Origin of the sequence: Guyparkeria hydrothermalis (genome assembly GCF_023555385.1) — a bacterium.
GTDB lineage: Bacteria > Pseudomonadota > Gammaproteobacteria > Halothiobacillales > Halothiobacillaceae > Guyparkeria > Guyparkeria hydrothermalis_A.
On the sequence record NZ_JAJSED010000001.1, the window covers coordinates 768,983 to 785,412 of the forward strand.

The window sequence follows — 16,430 nt, forward strand, 5'->3', positions numbered from 1 at the left end:
GCGCCTGGCCAGCCGTCCTCACGACCTGATGCTCCGGAACATCATGACCTGCTGTCATCCTGCTCAGAACCCGTTGACACCCCGCCGTGAGCATCTCCGCTTGTGCGGTTCTCGTATCACCGCGTCCGCCGTAGGCCCGAGTCGCTAATGGCCTTGCCCCTCTCCACGACGCACCTGTCGGCCCTGGCCCGCTCGCTCGCCGCCCGTCTGCCCCGCGACGAAGCACTGGCCACGCTGCTGGAAGCCATCGCCGCCTGTTACCCCGGTCTGAGCCGAACCGCCGTGTTCCTGAGCGAGGCCGGCCGGCTGGTAGCCGCGAGCACCGAATTCGATCACGATCTGCTGCCCGATCACTCCCTCGCTGACGCACCGGTCGACTTTCAGCCCGACCACGAGGACCGGCTGCTGCTCCAGGCGCTCACATCGGACGAGGAGGTGCCCGGCTACTGGGCAATCGAAGTGCACGATGCCCTGCCGGAGATGCAAACCCTCGACTCGCTGCGAGAACTCGTGCGACAGGTCTTCGAGAGCCGGCACGACGATGCGGCCGAAACCGAACAGCGCCAGAGCCGGCGCATCGAGAGACTGGAACGGGACCAGGCACTGATGCAGTCGCTGCTGGCCCAGATCGACACCCTGATCCTGGCCAAGGACGAGCAGCACATGCTCGACGTCGTCTGCACCCAGCTGGTCGAGACCGGGCTTTTCCTCGGCGCGTGGGTCGCTCCGGCCGAACACGGCATCACACCGATCGCCACCGGCGGCGACAGTGAGCTGATCAATCACCCCGACGAGACGGTCCGGTCGATTCTGGCCGCGGCTGTTCGCCGCGCCCACGCCCTGGTCGACGCAGGCCGCCCGATCGTGCTCGACGAGCGGATCGCCGAACCCTTCGCGCGGCTGTCCTGGTTCGACACACCGCCGCTGGGCGCGCTGATCCCGCTGTTCCGCGATAGTCACCTCTGGGCCTTCCTGGTCGTGGTCGCCGCCACCGAATCCGACCTTGACCGGCAGGTCACCGACGTGCTCACCCACCTGGGCGAGTTGGTCAATCGCAGTCTGACGCAACTCGATCTGCGTGCACGCCTCGACGAGGAACAACAGCGCAATACCTTCCTCGCCTACCACGACCCGCTCACCAACCTGGCCAACCGGCGCGCAGTGGAGGCAGAGTTGCCGAAGGCCATCGGTCGCGCCGATCGCCACCAGCAGATGCTGGCCGTCGCCCTGCTCGACCTCGACGACTTCAAGCCGATCAACGACCGCTTCGGCCACGCCGCCGGCGACCATCTGCTCATGACCATCGCCGCCCGGCTCAAGGGCGCGATCCGCGAAACGGATACCGCGGCACGCCTCGGTGGCGACGAGTTTCTCCTGATCCTCGAGGACATCGAGGACGACGGGGGCCTGACACGCGTACTCGAACGGGTTGCCACGACGATCCGCCAACCGATCCACCTCGATGACGGCATCGAAGTCCACGCCAACGGCTCGATCGGCGTGACCCGGTACCCGATCGACGACAGCGCCCCCGAGCAGCTCATCCGGAACGCCGACGCCGCTCTCTATGCAGCCAAGAACAGCAAGACCCTGCGCGAGCACGACTGGATCATCTGGGAAAAAGAGCCCGACGACGGCGACGGTGAGACGCCCGACCTCACGGGCACCGTCTCTCCGTACGGCGAGCGGGCGCAACTGCTGCTGGACCGCATCCAGCCCGAACTGGAAACGCTCACGGGACACTTCATCGACCGTTTCTACCGCGAACTGGCTCAGCAGCACTCGATCTGGCGGGTACTCGATCGGCTCACCCCGGCTCAGTTCGAAGACCTGAAGACGGTTCAGGCCGGTCACCTTGCTTTCCTGCTCGACCCGGCGCTCACCGAGGAGGCGCACGCGAGCCGCGCCCGCCAAATCGGCCACATTCACGCCCTGTCGGGGGTCTCGGCAAGCGATCTCGTACGCGCGATCACCGTCTACATGCACGAGTTCAACGAGACCTTCACTCGGACTCACCTGAACCAGCGTCATCAGAACCAGCTGGAACGCGTGTTCACCGAGCGGCTGAGCCGCGAGCTCTCGCACGAGCTCGATGCCGGGCAGGCCGTCGACGACGAATTCCAGGGCGCACTGACGGAGCTCGATCGACGCCGACGACACGAGCGCAACTGGCCGGCGTTCAACGAACACCTGATCGACACACTCGCCGCACTGCCGGGCATCCTCGGCGTAAGCATCCTGTCGCCCAACGCCGACGGCCGATTCGTCGCCAACTACGCCGAAGGAGCGGATCTGTTTGGCGGCACGGCGGGAGAAAGCGAGCGTTACGCCTCGCTCGACCTCAAATGCCCGGAGTCCGATCACCCGGTGTCTCACGCCTACCGCGAGGCACGCATCGCGACGATCGACAACTACCGCGAGGACCCCGCCGGGCAGCCGTGGCGGACGCGTGCCGAATCCCGGGAGATCGCCGCCTCGGTGGCCGTGCCGATACTCGACAACCGCGATCAGCCCATCGCGGTGATCTGCCTGCACAGCTGGGTTACCGGCATGTTCTCCACGTCCCTCGCGCAAGGTTTCGTCAGTCAGATGATGGCGCTGGTGAGCCAGACCTGGCGTCAGATTCGCAGCCCATCGACCTTGCTGTACGCCAAGGGCGACTACGACCGCTGGCGCCAGGCCTTCTACGACGATGGCCTGGAGATGAGCTTCCAGCCGGTGATCGACGTACAGAGCGGTCAACCAACCCATGTCGAGGCACTTGCGCGCCTGTACCTCCCGTCCGGCGAGGAAATCCTGCCCAACATGTTCATTCCCTGGCTGAACGACGGGCAGATCATGCGGTTGTTCGAACAGGGGCTGGACCAGTCACTCGACTGCCTACGGCAAGTCGAGCAACACAACGGTCGGCGGCTGTCGGTAGCGATCAACCTACCCGTCAGCGTGCTGATCGATCCGTCCACCCCAAGGCACATCCGCGCAGCACTGGACCGGCACGGCATCAGCCCCGGCCGGGTCTCGCTGGAACTCCTCGAACAGGGGGACACCGGCATCGAACCCGGCGAGCTGGCGCAGCCCATGGAGCGGATCGGGGAACTGGGCGTGAATCTCGCGATGGACGACCTGGGCTCGGGCTACAACAACCTCTTGCGCCTGCGCAGCCTGCCGTTCAATACGGTCAAGGTCGACCAGGGCATGGTTCGTGCGGCCCAGCACGAGCCGGCGCGCGTACTGACATTCATCGCCTCCATGATCCAGATGGCCCACGCCCTGGAACTGCGCACCGTGGTTGAAGGCCTGGAAACACGGGACCTGATCGAGGCTACCGCCCTGCTCGGCGGGCAGCTCGGCCAGGGGTTCGCCATCGCCCGCCCGATGCGCAGGGCCCAGCTGGCCGAATGGTTGGACAACTTCAACTTCGTCGTCAATCCAGCCAAACCCCAGACTGCACTCGGCGCCATGGCGGCACTCTGGGGACTGCGAACGCTCGGCCGGGCCCACCTCGAGCATTCGACCCGCCATCACGAGTTGCGCGCCGCGGCGGCCTGGTGGGCGACCGAGCAGTTGGACCGACACCGCGTGCTCGCGACCGACATCCTCTCCCTGCTACAGGACTTCCACGACGGCAGCCTGGCCGCGGAGGCGTTCGAACGGCGTCTTCAGGGATTCATCGATGCGCTCGACCGCCTGATTCGCGACATGGCGGCCGACGGCATCACCGAGGGCGTCTGATCAGCAGGGAAGCCGCCGCGGCAAGGATTGCCGTCCCGAGCACGAACAGGTGCAGATTGACCGCGGCGGCCAACACCGCCTTGGCCTCGCCAACCATCGGGCCAAGAAGGACGGCCACCCCGGCCTCGTAGGTGCCGAAACCACCCGGCGCGTGGATCGGCAGCACGGTGGTCAGATCCCCGCCGATCGCGCCGAGCACGCCCTCGGCGAATGTCAGCGGCGCCAACGAGGCCAGCACCCACCCCAGGGCCGCGAGCTTCACCAGCCAGTTGGCCCAGGTCCAGAACAGCGTGGCAATGAAGCGCGACGGCCGATCAGGCAGGCTCTCGAGGACGGAAACCAGCGTCTCGGCCCATCGACCGTCGCGCCCGTCGATCCATCCGCGCAGCCAGCCACGAACCCCGTAGACGGCCAGCGGCGCGAGCAACAAGGCCAGGGTCAGCAGCACCAGCCACTCTAGCTCGATGCCGAGCAGATGCCCCCCGGCGGCCAACCCGATCAGCAGCACCACCTGCAGGTCCAGCAGGCGGAACCAGAGCAACACCGGCACGCTCTTCATGGCAGGCAGCCCGTAATACCGCTGCATCAGCACCGGGAAGGCGACCTCCCCCGAGCGCATCGGCAACAGGTTGTTCATCAGGTTGTGCCAGCTCGACAGCCGGAAGGCCGACCAGAAGTGTCCGGCCAGCGCGGTCTCGAAATAGCGAGTGATGCGTAGGGTGCGGATCAGGTAACTGGCGAACATCAGGGCCAGCGCGATCAGCAAGGATCGGGGGTCGATGGCCCGCCACGGCGCCACCAGCCGCTCCGGACCGACCCAGGCGATTGCGGAGGTCAACAGGACCAGGACGGCCAGCCAACCCAGAACGGCCGCGAGGCGCGCACGCACTGCCGTCACGGGCGCTGCTCCACGTGGCCGAATCCGGTCGTCTCGGACGTGACTGCCTTGGGCGGCATGGGGTATTTGGGCATAATGCTCGTTTGCTCCGTGACGTGGCCCTGACATGGCCGCTACCGGCCGTTTCCGACTGGCAGGATACCGAGAGATGGCCCCTGCCGCAGGTCCGCGATTCCGGGACGGCCGCACGAGATCCACCGACGACGACACACCCAGCACCAGCGACCACGCCAAAGACCCGATGAGCGAGATTGCATTCCACCTGATCGACGACCCGGCCGACGATGCCTTCTGGTATTTTGCCGCCGAACTCTGCGCCGAGCAGGCGGAAGCCAAGCATCCGACCTACGTGGTCTGTGCCAATCTGGCTCATGTCGAGGGCTTCGACGACTACCTGTGGTCGTACCGCGACGATCGCTTCGTGCCGCACACCGCCGACCCCGAAGATGCGGCCCACGCGCCCGTCTTCATCGGCTGCGACCCGGAGGCCGGCGGCTTTGCACGTGTGATCAATCTCTCGGGCGCCCCCATCCCCCGCCCGACCGAGCGGGAACATATCGACGAGGTCGTGCCGGCCGGCGACCAACCCCGCGACGAGGCCCGTAGCCGCTGGCGGCAGTACAAGGCGGCCGGCGCCACGATCCGCCATCAACGAATCGAGTCGGTCCGACCGGCGGAAGCCTGAAGCCGTCCCACGACCCGACCTACCTACCCGACGACAAGCGAACCAGACCTTACGCATGGACAAGACCTACGACCCCCGACAGATCGAACAGGACTGCTACTCGCGCTGGATGGAAGGCGGTCATTTCCGCCCGGACATGCAGGCCGACGGCGGCTACTGCATCATGCTGCCGCCGCCGAACGTCACCGGTCGCCTGCACATGGGCCATGCCTTCCAGGACACCCTGATGGACACGCTGACCCGCTGGCATCGCATGCGCGGCGAGGCCACGCTGTGGCAGCCCGGGACCGACCACGCGGGCATCGCCACGCAGATGGTCGTCGAGCGCCAGCTCGAGGGTCAGGGCATCTCGCGCCACGACATCGGCCGCGAGAAATTCCTGGAGAAGGTCTGGGAGTGGAAGGAGCAGTCCGGCGGCTTCATCACCGAGCAGATGAAGCGCCTGGGCGCCTCCTGCGACTGGTCGCGCGAGCGCTTCACCATGGACGACGGCCTGTCCGAAGCGGTGCGCGAGGTCTTTGTCCGCCTGTACGAGGACGGGCTGATCTACCGCGGCAAGCGTCTGGTCAACTGGGACCCGGTGCTGCGCACTGCAGTCTCCGATCTCGAGGTGGTCAGCGAGGAGGAGAAAGGTCATCTGTGGCACATGCGCTACCCGCTGACCAATGGCGAGGGCCACCTGGTGGTCGCCACCACCCGCCCGGAGACCATGCTGGGTGATTCGGCCGTGGCGGTCCACCCGGAGGACGATCGTTACAAGCACCTGATCGGCGAAACCATCACCCTGCCGCTGGTCGGCCGGCGCATCCCGATCATCAGTGACGACTACGTCGACCCCGAGTTCGGCTCGGGTTGCGTCAAGATCACCCCGGCGCACGACTTTAACGACTACGCCATCGGCCAGCGCCACGATCTGCCGATGCTCAACATGCTCACCGAGACGGCCGCTATCCGCGAGACAGCCGAGTGCGTCGGCGAGGCCGCGCGCGACATCGATCCGCACATCCCGGAGCGCTACCGGGGGCTCGACCGCTACGAGGCCCGTCGCCAGATCGTGGCCGACCTCGAGGCCGAGGGCCTGCTGGTGCAGATCGACGATCACAAGCTGATGGTGCCGCGCGGCGATCGCAGCGGCACGGTAATCGAGCCGCTGCTGACCGACCAGTGGTTCGTCGACCTGACCCGTGACGAGACCACCACCGGCAAGCCCGGCGGGAAGAAGGCGATCACCGAGCCGGCCATCGACGCGGTCCGCTCCGGTGACATCCGCTTCGTGCCGGGCAACTGGGAGAACACCTACTTCCAGTGGCTGGAGAACATCCAGGACTGGTGCATCAGCCGGCAGCTGTGGTGGGGTCATCGCATCCCGGCGTGGTTCGACAAGGATGGCAACATCTTCGTCGGTCGCGACGAGGCCGAGGTGCGCGCCAAGTACGAGATCGGCCCGGACGAGGAGCTGACCCAGGATGAGGACGTGCTCGACACCTGGTTCTCCTCGGCGCTGTGGCCCTTCTCCACCCTCGGCTGGCCGGAGCAGACGCCGGAACTCGAGCGCTTCTACCCCACCAGCGTGCTGGTCACCGGCTTCGACATCATCTTCTTCTGGGTCGCCCGGATGGTGATGATGGGCAAGTACTTCGGCAAGGACGTGCCGTTCCGCGAGGTCTACGTCCACGGCCTGGTGCGCGACGCCCACGGGCAGAAGATGTCCAAGTCCAAGGGCAACGTGCTCGACCCGATCGACATCATCGACGGCATCGATCTCGAGTCGCTGGTGGAAAAGCGCACCACCGGCCTGATGCAGCCGAAGAAGGCCAAGCAGATCGAGAAGCACACCCGCGACGAGTTCCCGGACGGCATCGATGAGCACGGCACCGATGCGCTGCGCTTCACCTTCGCCGCCCAGGCGACCACCGGCCGGGACATCAGCTTCGACCTCGAGCGGGTCAAGGGCTATCGCAACTTCTGCAACAAGCTCTGGAACGCCAGCCGCTTCGTGCTGATGCAGTGCGAGGGCGAGGACACGGGCCTGGGTGACGAACCGGTCACGCTGGGCACCGCCGACCGCTGGATCATCGGCGCGCTGCAGGAGTGCGAGGCGACGGTCACCAAGCACCTGGAGACCTACCGCTTCGATCTCGCCGCGCAGACGCTCTACGACTTCACCTGGAGTACCTACTGCGACTGGTATCTCGAGCTGACCAAGCCGGCAATCAAGCACGGCGACGAGGCCGCCCGACGCGGTACCCGGCAGACGCTCGTACGCGTGCTCGAGACGCTCCTGCGCCTGCTGCACCCGTTCATCCCCTACATCACCGAGACCATCTGGCAGCGGGTCGCGCCGCTGGCCGGCACCAAGCAGTCGGATGGCGATACCATCATGACCGCGCCCTTCCCGGTCGCCGACGAGTCACGGATCGATACCGAGGCGCGCGAGGCGATCGACTGGCTGCAGACCTTCATCCTCGGCGTGCGCCGCATCCGCGCGGAGATGGACATCGCCCCGGGCAAGCCGCTGCCGGTGCTGGTGACCGAGGCGAATGACGCCGATCGGGCCCGCATCCGCGAGCTCGAGCCGCTGCTGACCGCCGTGGCGCGCATCGAGTCGATTGAGGAGGCCGGCGACGAACTGCCGGAGTCGGCCATGGCGCTGGTGGGCAAGATGCAGGTGCACATCCCGCTGGCCGGGCTGATCGACGTCACCGCCGAACTCGAGCGCCTCAACAAGGCGGTCGAGGGCGTGGAAAAGCAGATCGAAAAGGCCCGCGGCAAGCTGTCGAACGCCAACTTCGTCGAGCGCGCCCCGGAAGCAGTGGTCAATCAGGAGCGCGAGCGACTCGCGGGCTTCGAGACCGAACTCGAAGAACTGGCTGCCCAGCGCGAACGGATCCGCCGGCTGGCCGACTGACCGGCCGGGGGCTCGGGTCAGCCGCCCTGCCCACGCGTCGCTCGGGCCGCCTTGCGCGCCGCCCGTTCGTCGAAACGCATCGGGTCGAGCCCCTCCGCCAGATCGCGTGGCAACGGCGAGGGAGTACCCTCGATGCGCGAGGCGAGGTATTCGGCCAGCCAGGCCGACCAGGTGAGTCCGCGGGCGCCGTGACCGGTAGTGACCCACAGCCCCTCGCTCAGCCGGCCGACGATGGGCAGCCGATCGGGCGTGGTCGCCCGCAACGAGGCACGGCCGGCAAGGCACTCGGTGGCCAGCGCCTTGGCGAGTGACGGGGCGATCGCCGCCAGGCGGCCGCGGTTGTCCTCGTGCTCGGCACCGCGTTCCTCCAGGCCCTCGTCGCCCGGCAGGAAGCTCGCGCCGAACAAGCGCTCCCCACCGGGAAGATCCAGCGCATAACCCTCACGCATCAGCGGCCGACCTTGCTCGGGTGGATGCCCGGTAGCGGCCGGGCGCCCCCAACTGACCTGGCCCCGGCAGGGTTCGATCCATCGACCCAGCCATTCGATCAGTCGGCCGGTGTCGGGCCCGGCGGCAACGACAACCTCGGTAAACGGGCCGTGACGCTCCCCGTCGAGCGTCTCGATCCACCACTGCCCCGGCTCACCGTCGATGCGGCTCACCGGCTGTTTCAGCCGCGTTTCGATCCCCGAATCGCCAAGCCACTGTTCGACAATCGCCCGCGGTCGGAGCCAGCCGGCGGTCGGGAACCACCAGCCGGGGGAATCGATGTCCGCCACCCCCGACAGGACACGGAGTTCGTCAGCCCCAAGCCAGGCGGCAAACGTGGGGTCCGGCTGCAGTTCCGCCGCGATGCCGGCTTGGCGTTCGGCGTGGCGCTCGCTACGCGCGAGCTTGATCACCCCATCAAATCGCGACTGCTGCCCGTCGATTAACTCGCCTAGCGCAGCACGCATGAAACCCATGCCGGTGGCCGTCAGTTGCGAGAGGCGGTTCCAGTCCCGACTGATCACCGGGGCAACCAGACCGGCCGGATTTCCCGACCCGCCGCCGGCCGCCCGGGGACCGGCCTCGAACACCGCCACCTCGCGCCCACGCCGGGAAAGCTGACGGGCGACCGTCGTGCCGGCCATCCCGGCGCCGATCACCGCGATGGCACCCTCCCCGCCAGGTTGTGCCGTGGCTGCTTTGGCGGCAACGTCCGGGCTGCGGGCACTGAGCATTTCGCGCTTGCGGCCGAAACCGGGACGCTTTTCGGTCACGAAGCCGGCCACACTGAGCGCATCACGCACCCGACGGGCCGCCGAATAGGTCGCCACAGTCGCGCCGGGAGCGGCACGCTCGCCCAGACGGGCGATCAGGGTATCGCGCCACAACGCGGGGTTGCGATCCGGGGCGAAGCCATCCAGATAGAAGGCATCGAAATAACCGTCGAGACGAGGCAACTGGTCATTCGCGTCGCCCCAGATCATGGTCAGCCGGATACGCCCGCCGGCCAGCAAGCGGCGATGAAAGCCGGGAACCGGATCCGGCCACTGATCGTGCAGCGAGGCCTGCAGTGAACGAAGCCGAGCACCGGCGCGCTCCGACAGCAAAGCGTGCGCCTCGAGCCACCGATCGGCGAGGCGTTGCTGCGACGCGGCCAGACCAGGCAGGGCTGCTGCGGCAATCGGGTGTTTCTCGAAGCTGACGAAGTCCAGCGAGGCATGCGGTGGTGCGGTTTCGAGGAACCACAGGGCGGTGGCGAGGAAGTTCCGCCCGGTCCCGAACCCGGTCTCGAGAATGCGCGTCCCCTGTCCGAGGGGAAACCGGTTCAACAGGTCGTTGCCGGCCAGGAAGACATGTTCGCTTTCAGCAAAGCCCCCCTCGCGGGAAAAATACACATCATCGAAGAACGCACTGCTCGGGGTGTCGTCGTCGGCCCACGACAGGCGGGCCATCTCCAGCGGCCAGCCGCTCGCCGACTCGCTCATTGACGCTCAGGCAGTTGGGTGATCACGACACGTCGACGATGCGGATGGGCACGGTGCTCCCACAGAAAGACGCCCTGCCACGTACCAAGCATCAGGCGCCCGTCGGCCATCGGCAGGGACAACTCGTGCCCGGCCAGCAGCGTGCGGAAGTGCGCGGCCATGTCGTCCGGCCCCTCATCATCGTGCAGGTACGCCGGATCGCCGTCGGGGGCGACCCGGCCGATGAGCGTCTCGAGGTCGGTGCGCACCTCGGGCGAGACATTCTCGGTAAGAATCAGCGAGGCACTGGTGTGCTGAAGGAAGAGATGACACAGACCGCTACCCGACAGCTCGGCCTGCACCTCGCGCGTGATGTTGATGAAGCCCCGGCCCGGGGTGCGGATTTCGATCACTTTCGGCATGAGCGCATTCTACCAGTTGCCCGCTTGACGCGAGCTCCAGAGAAGCGCTTCGGCAGTGGCACTTCGAATGGGAAAAAAGTATGCTTTCCCACCACGCGGTTCAGTGCGCCCAGTTCGCTTAGGAGCAGTACAAAGGAATGATCACGCAACGCCGCTTCGCCCGTGTCGAGATCCCGCTCCCAGTGCGCATCCGCTGCCCCGGAGAGACGCTGCGGGGCACCATTCTCGACGTCTCTCTCAAGGGCATCCTGATCGAGCTGGAGGCCCCCGGCCCGATCAGTGACGACTGCGTCGCCGACCCGCTGGACGTCCAGATCCTTTCCGATCCGGATCAGACCGTGCTCGTCGAGCTCAACGCTCGTGTCATCCGCGAGGACGACCGCACACTGGCACTGGCCTGGTCGACCATCGAACTGGACGAACTGACCCACCTGCGCGAGTTGCTGCAGTACAACGGCGTGGAAGAACACCAGTTGAGCCGGGAACTCTCCGAACTCCTCGACGACTGACAAGACATCCTCGCCGGGTGCGACGCACCTAGCAACTTGGCTACATCACATACCAAACGACCCCGTCACCCCGCGGGCACACGACATACCGGAAAATTCCATGTTTGATTACACCCATGACCGGGGCCAAGCCAGCGAGATCATGAGGATGGTGCTGTCCCAGCTCGCCGAGCTCGGACTGCCTCCCACGCCCGTCTACATCACGCTGTTCTACGAGCGTGCGCTCAAGCGGGACGCCAGCCTGACCAAGGACATGGACGATGCGATCAACAGCAGCAAGGGCCTGACCCAGGAGGTCGCCCAGGACCTGTTCGATACCCACGTACTCAACGGCGCGCTCAAGCAGATGACACGCGCCCAGGACGTCATGCTGCGGGTGATGCGCAACATGATGTTGCAGATGCTGAACACAGGTAACGAGTTCTCGAACTTCGCCTCGACACTGGGCGACTTCGTCCGCCAGATTGACCGCAGCGACTCGGTCGAGGCCCTGCGCGCGCTGACCGAAGAAGTCATGGAAGACACGCGCCAGATCGAGAAGACGGCGCTCGACTCGTCCGATCAGATGAACAGCGCGGGCGACCAGATCACCAAGCTGCGCAAGGAGCTGGAAAACGCCCGCCGCGATGCGCGCACCGACCCGCTGACCGGCCTGCCCAACCGACGAGGGTTGGCGGACATGCTGCAGAAACAGGTCACCGCGGCGCGGTCGGTCGGGGAGTCGGGCGCGTTCCTGCTGGCCGACATCGACCACTTCAAGCAGATCAACGACAACTACGGCCACCTGGTCGGCGACAAGATCCTGCGCTTCATCGCCCGCACACTGCGCGAGCACGTCAAGGGGCAGGATCAGGTGCTCCGATACGGCGGCGAGGAATTCGCAATCATCCTGCCGGAGACCCCCACGGACGGGGCACTCGCCGTGGCCAACAAGCTGCGGGGCATCATCTCCCAGTCGAAATTGAGACTTGCCGAGAGCGGCCGCGAACTGGGGGAGCTGACCATCTCGATCGGCCTGACCAACGTGATCCCGGAGGACTTCCCGGACGGCGTGATCCAGCGAGCCGACGACGCTCTCTTGGCCGCCAAGCGCAAGGGACGCGACCGCGTCATCCACAACCCGGCAGACCCGGACGCAACCGGGCCGGACACGCTGGTCAACGAGCAGGACAACACCCGCCTCTGATCTGACTACGGCCCGCGGGCCGGCTCAGCCGTCGTGTTCGCGGCGCCCCTTCAGGGCGAGACTCAAGGTGCTCGCGTCGATGTACTCCAGCTCCCCGCCCATCGGCACGCCCTGTGCCAGGCGGGTCACCCGCAGGCCGCGCGCACGGGCCAGTTCGGTCACGTAACCCGCGGTGGCTTCGCCCTCAATCGTGGCGCTGGTCGCCAGTATCACTTCCTCGAGACCGGCCTGATCCAGGCGACTCTCGAGCTGATCGAGGCGCAATTCCTCCGGTCCGATACCGTCGAGCGGCGAGAGCCGCCCGAGCAGCAGGAAATAGCGCCCCTGGTAGGCCCCCGATTGCTCGATTGCGATCCAGTCGGCCGGCGATTCCGCCACACACAGCAGCCGCTCGTCTCGTTCGGGGTCGCGACAGATCGGGCACAGCTCGCCCTCGGTGAACACCCGGCAGGACGCACAGTGACCGAGCTTCTCCAACGCCTCGCCGATGGCCTGTGAAAGATGCGCCGCCCCGGCACGGTCCCGCTCCAAAAGGTGCAGTGCCATACGCTGGGCGGTCTTCTGTCCCACCGTCGGCAGGCAACGCAGGGCGTCGATCAGTTGCTGAAAGCTGGGCGAGAATTGCACGGAACGGTCCTCCGGAACGAAAAACGCCCGACCCGTAACGGATCGGGCGGCGTAGACAGGCGACGCCGGCTCAGAACGGCATCTTGAAGCCCGGCGGCAGATTCATGCCGGCAGTCATGCCCGACATCTTCTCCTGCTGCTCCTGCTCGATGCGCCGCGTGGCGTCGTTGATCGCCGCGGCAATCAGGTCCTCGAGCATCTCCTTGTCGTCTTCCATCAGGCTGGGGTCGATCGTGACACGACGCGCTTCGTGCTTGCCGGTCAGCGTCACCTTGACCAGACCGCCGCCGGACTGACCCTCGACCTCCATCTTGGCGACTTCTTCCTGCATGCGCTGCATGTTTTCCTGCATCGCCTGCGCCTGCTTCATCAGGTTGCCCATACCACCTTTCATCTGCGGTCTCCTGCTGGCTATTACTGGTTGACTGTGCCGTGTCCGTCCAGCGGACGCACGGATTCTCGAATCAGTTCGGCTCCCGCCCGCTCGGCGAGCACGCCGGCCGCCGGGTGCTCACGAAGCGACGCCACGCGGGCTTCGGACTCCGCCTGTTCGTTACGTTCGCGGATCTCTGCCGGGGTCTCCACGGCCGCCTCGGGGAATGCCTCCGGCGGCGCGGGAGGCGTGTCGGCCGGCACCGGGGCGTCCATGGGCGCTACGGGAGCCGGGTCCGGGCTCGCGATCGGCGCTGGGTTCGGCGTCGGCGCCGCACTCGATGCATCGCCGATCACGAACCGGACCGGCTGCTTCACACCCAGACGCTCGAGCTGTCCGACCAGCCGTTCCTGTGTTGCCTTGGAGGCCATGGAGCGGAAGCCTGGGTCAATGACCAGCACGACCGAGTCGTTGTCGTTGGTCGCGCGGCATCGCTCGGCCAGGCTGCGCGCCGGCATGGTCAGCCGACCGACGATCTCCGCCCAGTTCTCGGGCTTGATCGTCAACCCGCCGGCTGCCTGATCGGCTGTCGGTGCGGGTGGCGTATCGGCCACCGGGGCAGCTGAAGGCTGCGCCCCGGATGTGATCGGTTCGGCCGGCTCGGGCGGAGACACGCGGTAGTCCGCAGTCTCGTCACGATCGCTGACCACCGGCGGTACTTGAGGGCGCGCGGGCTGCTTTCGCCCCGTGGTCTCACCCTGTCCGCCGACAGCAGCCGGAGCAACGCCGGGCTCGAAGGCGAGCATGCGAAGCAGCGTCATCTCGAGGCCAACGCGGGGCGACGGTGCCCAACCGATGTCGCGCCGCCCGGCTAGAGCAATCTGGTACCACAGCTGCAATGTCTGCGGATCGGCATCGAGCGTCGTTCCCGCATCCGGCAGCCACTGCGCCAATGCGGCCTGGTGCACCGCCTCGGCCAGCTCGGCGAGCAGACGGGCCGGGTCGACCGAGCGCTCGAGCGCCTGATCGACCAGCGAGAAGAGTCGCTCGGCCTCGCCGGCCGCCAGGGCTTCGAGTAGCGAATGCAACAGCCGACGATCGGTCACGCCGAGCATGTCGGCGACGGCCTCGGCCTCCAGCCGTCCATCGCAGAAACCGATGGCCTGATCGATCAGACTCAACGCGTCACGCATCGAGCCGCCGGCCGAGTCTGCGACGAGTCGCAACGCCTCGGCATCGGCCTCGATACCCTCACGCTGGAGGATATCGGCGAGGTAGTTCTGAATATGCGCCTGCGGCAACGCACGCAGATTGAACTGCAGGCAACGCGACAGCACCGTGACCGGCAGTTTCTGCGGGTCGGTGGTCGCGAGCAGGAACTTGACGTGCTCCGGCGGCTCCTCGAGCGTCTTCAACAGGGCGTTGAAGCTGGCCTGAGAGAACATGTGCACTTCGTCGATCAGGTAGATCTTGAAGCGCCCCTTGACCGGCAGGTAGACGACGTTGTCCAGCAGTTCGCGGGTGTCGTCGACCTTGGTGCGGGAGGCGGCATCGACCTCGATCAGGTCGACGAAGCGCCCGGAATCGATCTCGCGGCAGGCGGCGCACTCGCCGCAGGGCCGACTCGAGACGCCCTGCTCGCAGTTCAGTGCCTTGGCGAAGATACGGGCGACCGTCGTCTTGCCTACGCCGCGGGTACCGGTGAACAGGTAGGCGTGGTGGAGACGGTCGCGATCCAGCGCGTTGGTGAGTGCCTGGAGCACGTGACCCTGACCGACCATGTCGTCGAATCGCCGGGGGCGCCACTTACGTGCCAGTACCAGATAACTCATAGCGCGGGATCCAATTGGGTGGCACCCTGCATCCGCCGGTCTCCGGCGCCCGGATCGACCGCTACCGTTGCTCCCTTCCGGGCCTGGCGGAATTCACGGAGATCCGTCGCGAAGGGACGAACACAGGGCACCATTGGGTGGCGTCGCAGCCAGTTCGACTGGCCAGAACGCGAACGAAGAATAACACGCGTGCCGACCCGAAAACAGGCCGCGAGGCAGATCATCAGCCCTGCAGGACCTTATCGAGCGCGGCCAGCAGTGCGGCATTCTGCGCCTCGCTGCCGACGGTGATCCGCAGGTGATCGCCGATGCGCGGTTTGTCGAAATGGCGGACGATCACGCGCCGTTCCCGCAACCCGGCAGCCAGGTCCGCGCCGGCGCGACTGGCATGACGCGCGAGGACGAAGTTGGCCGCTGACGGCAGCACCTCGAAGCCCCGCGCCTCGAGATCGACGGTCAACTGCTCGCGCATGGCCACGACCGCATCGCGCGTCTCGCGGAAGTAGTTTTCGTCAGCGAAGGCGGCGATCGCCCCGGCGCTCGCCAATCGATCGACGGGATAGGAGTTGAAGCTGTCCTTGACCCGGGTGAGTCCCTCGATCAGGCCGGCATCACCGATCGCGAAGCCGAGCCGCAGACCGGCCAACGAACGCGACTTTGACAGCGTCTGTGTAACCAGCAGATTGGGATAGCTGTCCACCAGCCCTACCGCGGACTCGCCGCCGAAGTCGACGTAGGCCTCATCAATCACCACCGCGCAATCACTGAAATGCGCCGCCAGACGCTCGACCTGGTCGATCGCAAGCAAGCGGCCGGTCGGCGCGTTCGGGTTGGGCAGGATCACGCCGCCAACCGAGGCCGGGTCGATGGCGCACATCGCTTCGACGTCCACGGCCAGTTCGTCATCCAGCGGGACGATCTGCGGCTCGATGCCGAACAGGCGACAGTAGACCGGGTAGAACGAGTAGGTGATGTCGGGAAAGACCACCGGCCGGCCGCGCTGGAAAAGTGCGCGAAACAGGAAGCCCAGCACCTCGTCCGAGCCGTTGCCGACAAATACCTGGGCTTCATTCACCCCGTAATAGTCGGCGATGCTTTCGCACAGTGCGTGGCTGCTTGGGTCAGGGTACAGGCGCAGGCCATCGCCGGCGGCATCGTGAATCGCTTCGATCACGCGCGGCGATGGCGGGAACGGGTTCTCGTTGGTATTGAGCTTGACCAGATCGGCGATCTTGGGCTGCTCGCCCGGTACGTAGGGGGACAGTTCGCCCAGATCGTCGGACCAGAAGCGGTTTGCTTGCGCCAT

12 protein-coding genes and 1 other RNA gene are annotated in these 16,430 nt (G+C 66.4%); 5 read left to right on the forward strand and 8 right to left on the reverse strand.

Features of this window, described 5'->3' with window-relative positions:
• Window positions 1-147: 147 nt before the first annotated feature.
• On the forward strand, window positions 148-3,732 hold the full coding sequence (locus tag LV476_RS03550; protein WP_250073506.1) for an EAL domain-containing protein: 3,585 nt from the start codon (window positions 148-150) through the stop codon (window positions 3,730-3,732).
• Here the strand turns inward: LV476_RS03550 and LV476_RS03555 are convergent.
• Complete coding sequence (locus tag LV476_RS03555; protein WP_250073509.1) at window positions 3,716-4,630, reverse strand: lysylphosphatidylglycerol synthase domain-containing protein; 915 nt, start codon at window positions 4,628-4,630, stop codon at window positions 3,716-3,718. The genes LV476_RS03550 and LV476_RS03555 overlap by 17 nt on opposite strands.
• A 241-nt stretch (window positions 4,631-4,871) precedes the next feature.
• Between LV476_RS03555 and LV476_RS03560 the strand changes: the two genes are divergently transcribed.
• A complete protein-coding gene (locus LV476_RS03560) occupies window positions 4,872-5,315 on the forward strand; it encodes a DNA polymerase III subunit chi (protein ID WP_250073510.1) in 444 nt (147 codons plus the stop codon).
• 55 nt (window positions 5,316-5,370) lie between these two features.
• The gene (locus tag LV476_RS03565; protein ID WP_250073513.1) at window positions 5,371-8,223 is read left to right on the forward strand and encodes a valine--tRNA ligase; all 2,853 of its coding nucleotides are present in this window, start codon (window positions 5,371-5,373) and stop codon (window positions 8,221-8,223) included.
• A 17-nt stretch (window positions 8,224-8,240) separates the two neighbouring features.
• Here the strand turns inward: LV476_RS03565 and mnmC are convergent, their stop codons facing one another.
• Window positions 8,241-10,196 (reverse strand): FAD-dependent 5-carboxymethylaminomethyl-2-thiouridine(34) oxidoreductase MnmC, encoded by a 1,956-nt coding sequence (mnmC, locus tag LV476_RS03570; protein WP_250073515.1) that lies wholly within the window; start codon window positions 10,194-10,196, stop codon window positions 8,241-8,243.
• Window positions 10,193-10,597 (reverse strand): secondary thiamine-phosphate synthase enzyme YjbQ, encoded by a 405-nt coding sequence (locus LV476_RS03575; RefSeq protein WP_250073517.1) that lies wholly within the window; start codon window positions 10,595-10,597, stop codon window positions 10,193-10,195. Before LV476_RS03575 ends, mnmC begins: the two co-directional genes overlap by 4 nt.
• Window positions 10,598-10,734: 137 nt before the next feature.
• Here LV476_RS03575 and LV476_RS03580 point away from each other — a divergent pair, with 137 nt between their 5' ends.
• A complete protein-coding gene (locus LV476_RS03580) occupies window positions 10,735-11,106 on the forward strand; it encodes a PilZ domain-containing protein (RefSeq protein WP_250073519.1) in 372 nt (123 codons plus the stop codon).
• Between the two features lie 100 nt (window positions 11,107-11,206).
• Entirely contained in the window at window positions 11,207-12,292 is a 1,086-nt protein-coding gene (locus LV476_RS03585; RefSeq protein WP_250073521.1) for a GGDEF domain-containing protein, read from the forward strand.
• Window positions 12,293-12,316: 24 nt separating this feature from the next.
• On the opposite strand, the gene recR is transcribed toward LV476_RS03585, so the two are convergent.
• From recR to hisC, 5 genes are all read right to left on the reverse strand, one after another.
• A complete protein-coding gene (gene recR, locus LV476_RS03590) occupies window positions 12,317-12,919 on the reverse strand; it encodes a recombination mediator RecR (RefSeq protein ID WP_250073523.1) in 603 nt (200 codons plus the stop codon).
• A 70-nt stretch (window positions 12,920-12,989) separates the two neighbouring features.
• Window positions 12,990-13,313 (reverse strand): YbaB/EbfC family nucleoid-associated protein, encoded by a 324-nt coding sequence (locus tag LV476_RS03595; RefSeq protein ID WP_250073524.1) that lies wholly within the window; start codon window positions 13,311-13,313, stop codon window positions 12,990-12,992.
• 20 nt (window positions 13,314-13,333) lie between these two features.
• The gene (gene dnaX / locus LV476_RS03600; protein WP_250073527.1) at window positions 13,334-15,124 is read right to left on the reverse strand and encodes a DNA polymerase III subunit gamma/tau; all 1,791 of its coding nucleotides are present in this window, start codon (window positions 15,122-15,124) and stop codon (window positions 13,334-13,336) included.
• A 26-nt stretch (window positions 15,125-15,150) separates the two neighbouring features.
• Window positions 15,151-15,247, reverse strand: an RNA gene (ffs, locus tag LV476_RS03605) — signal recognition particle sRNA small type.
• 100 nt (window positions 15,248-15,347) lie between these two features.
• Complete coding sequence (gene hisC / locus LV476_RS03610; protein WP_250073529.1) at window positions 15,348-16,430, reverse strand: histidinol-phosphate transaminase; 1,083 nt, start codon at window positions 16,428-16,430, stop codon at window positions 15,348-15,350.

Bases quoted from the DNA above. Each gene is read 5' to 3' on its own strand.
- LV476_RS03550 (WP_250073506.1), top strand. From the start codon at position 148: ATGGCCTTGCCCCTCTCCACGACGCACCTGTCGGCCCTGGCCCGCTCG.
- LV476_RS03560 (WP_250073510.1), top strand. From the start codon at position 4,872: ATGAGCGAGATTGCATTCCACCTGATCGACGACCCGGCCGACGATGCC.
- LV476_RS03565 (WP_250073513.1), top strand. From the start codon at position 5,371: ATGGACAAGACCTACGACCCCCGACAGATCGAACAGGACTGCTACTCG.
- mnmC (WP_250073515.1), bottom strand. From the start codon at position 10,196: ATGAGCGAGTCGGCGAGCGGCTGGCCGCTGGAGATGGCCCGCCTGTCG.
- LV476_RS03575 (WP_250073517.1), bottom strand. From the start codon at position 10,597: ATGCCGAAAGTGATCGAAATCCGCACCCCGGGCCGGGGCTTCATCAAC.
- LV476_RS03580 (WP_250073519.1), top strand. From the start codon at position 10,735: ATGATCACGCAACGCCGCTTCGCCCGTGTCGAGATCCCGCTCCCAGTG.
- LV476_RS03585 (WP_250073521.1), top strand. From the start codon at position 11,207: ATGTTTGATTACACCCATGACCGGGGCCAAGCCAGCGAGATCATGAGG.
- LV476_RS03595 (WP_250073524.1), bottom strand. From the start codon at position 13,313: ATGAAAGGTGGTATGGGCAACCTGATGAAGCAGGCGCAGGCGATGCAG.
- dnaX (WP_250073527.1), bottom strand. From the start codon at position 15,124: ATGAGTTATCTGGTACTGGCACGTAAGTGGCGCCCCCGGCGATTCGAC.
- hisC (WP_250073529.1), bottom strand. From the start codon at position 16,430: ATGGCGCAAGCAAACCGCTTCTGGTCCGACGATCTGGGCGAACTGTCC.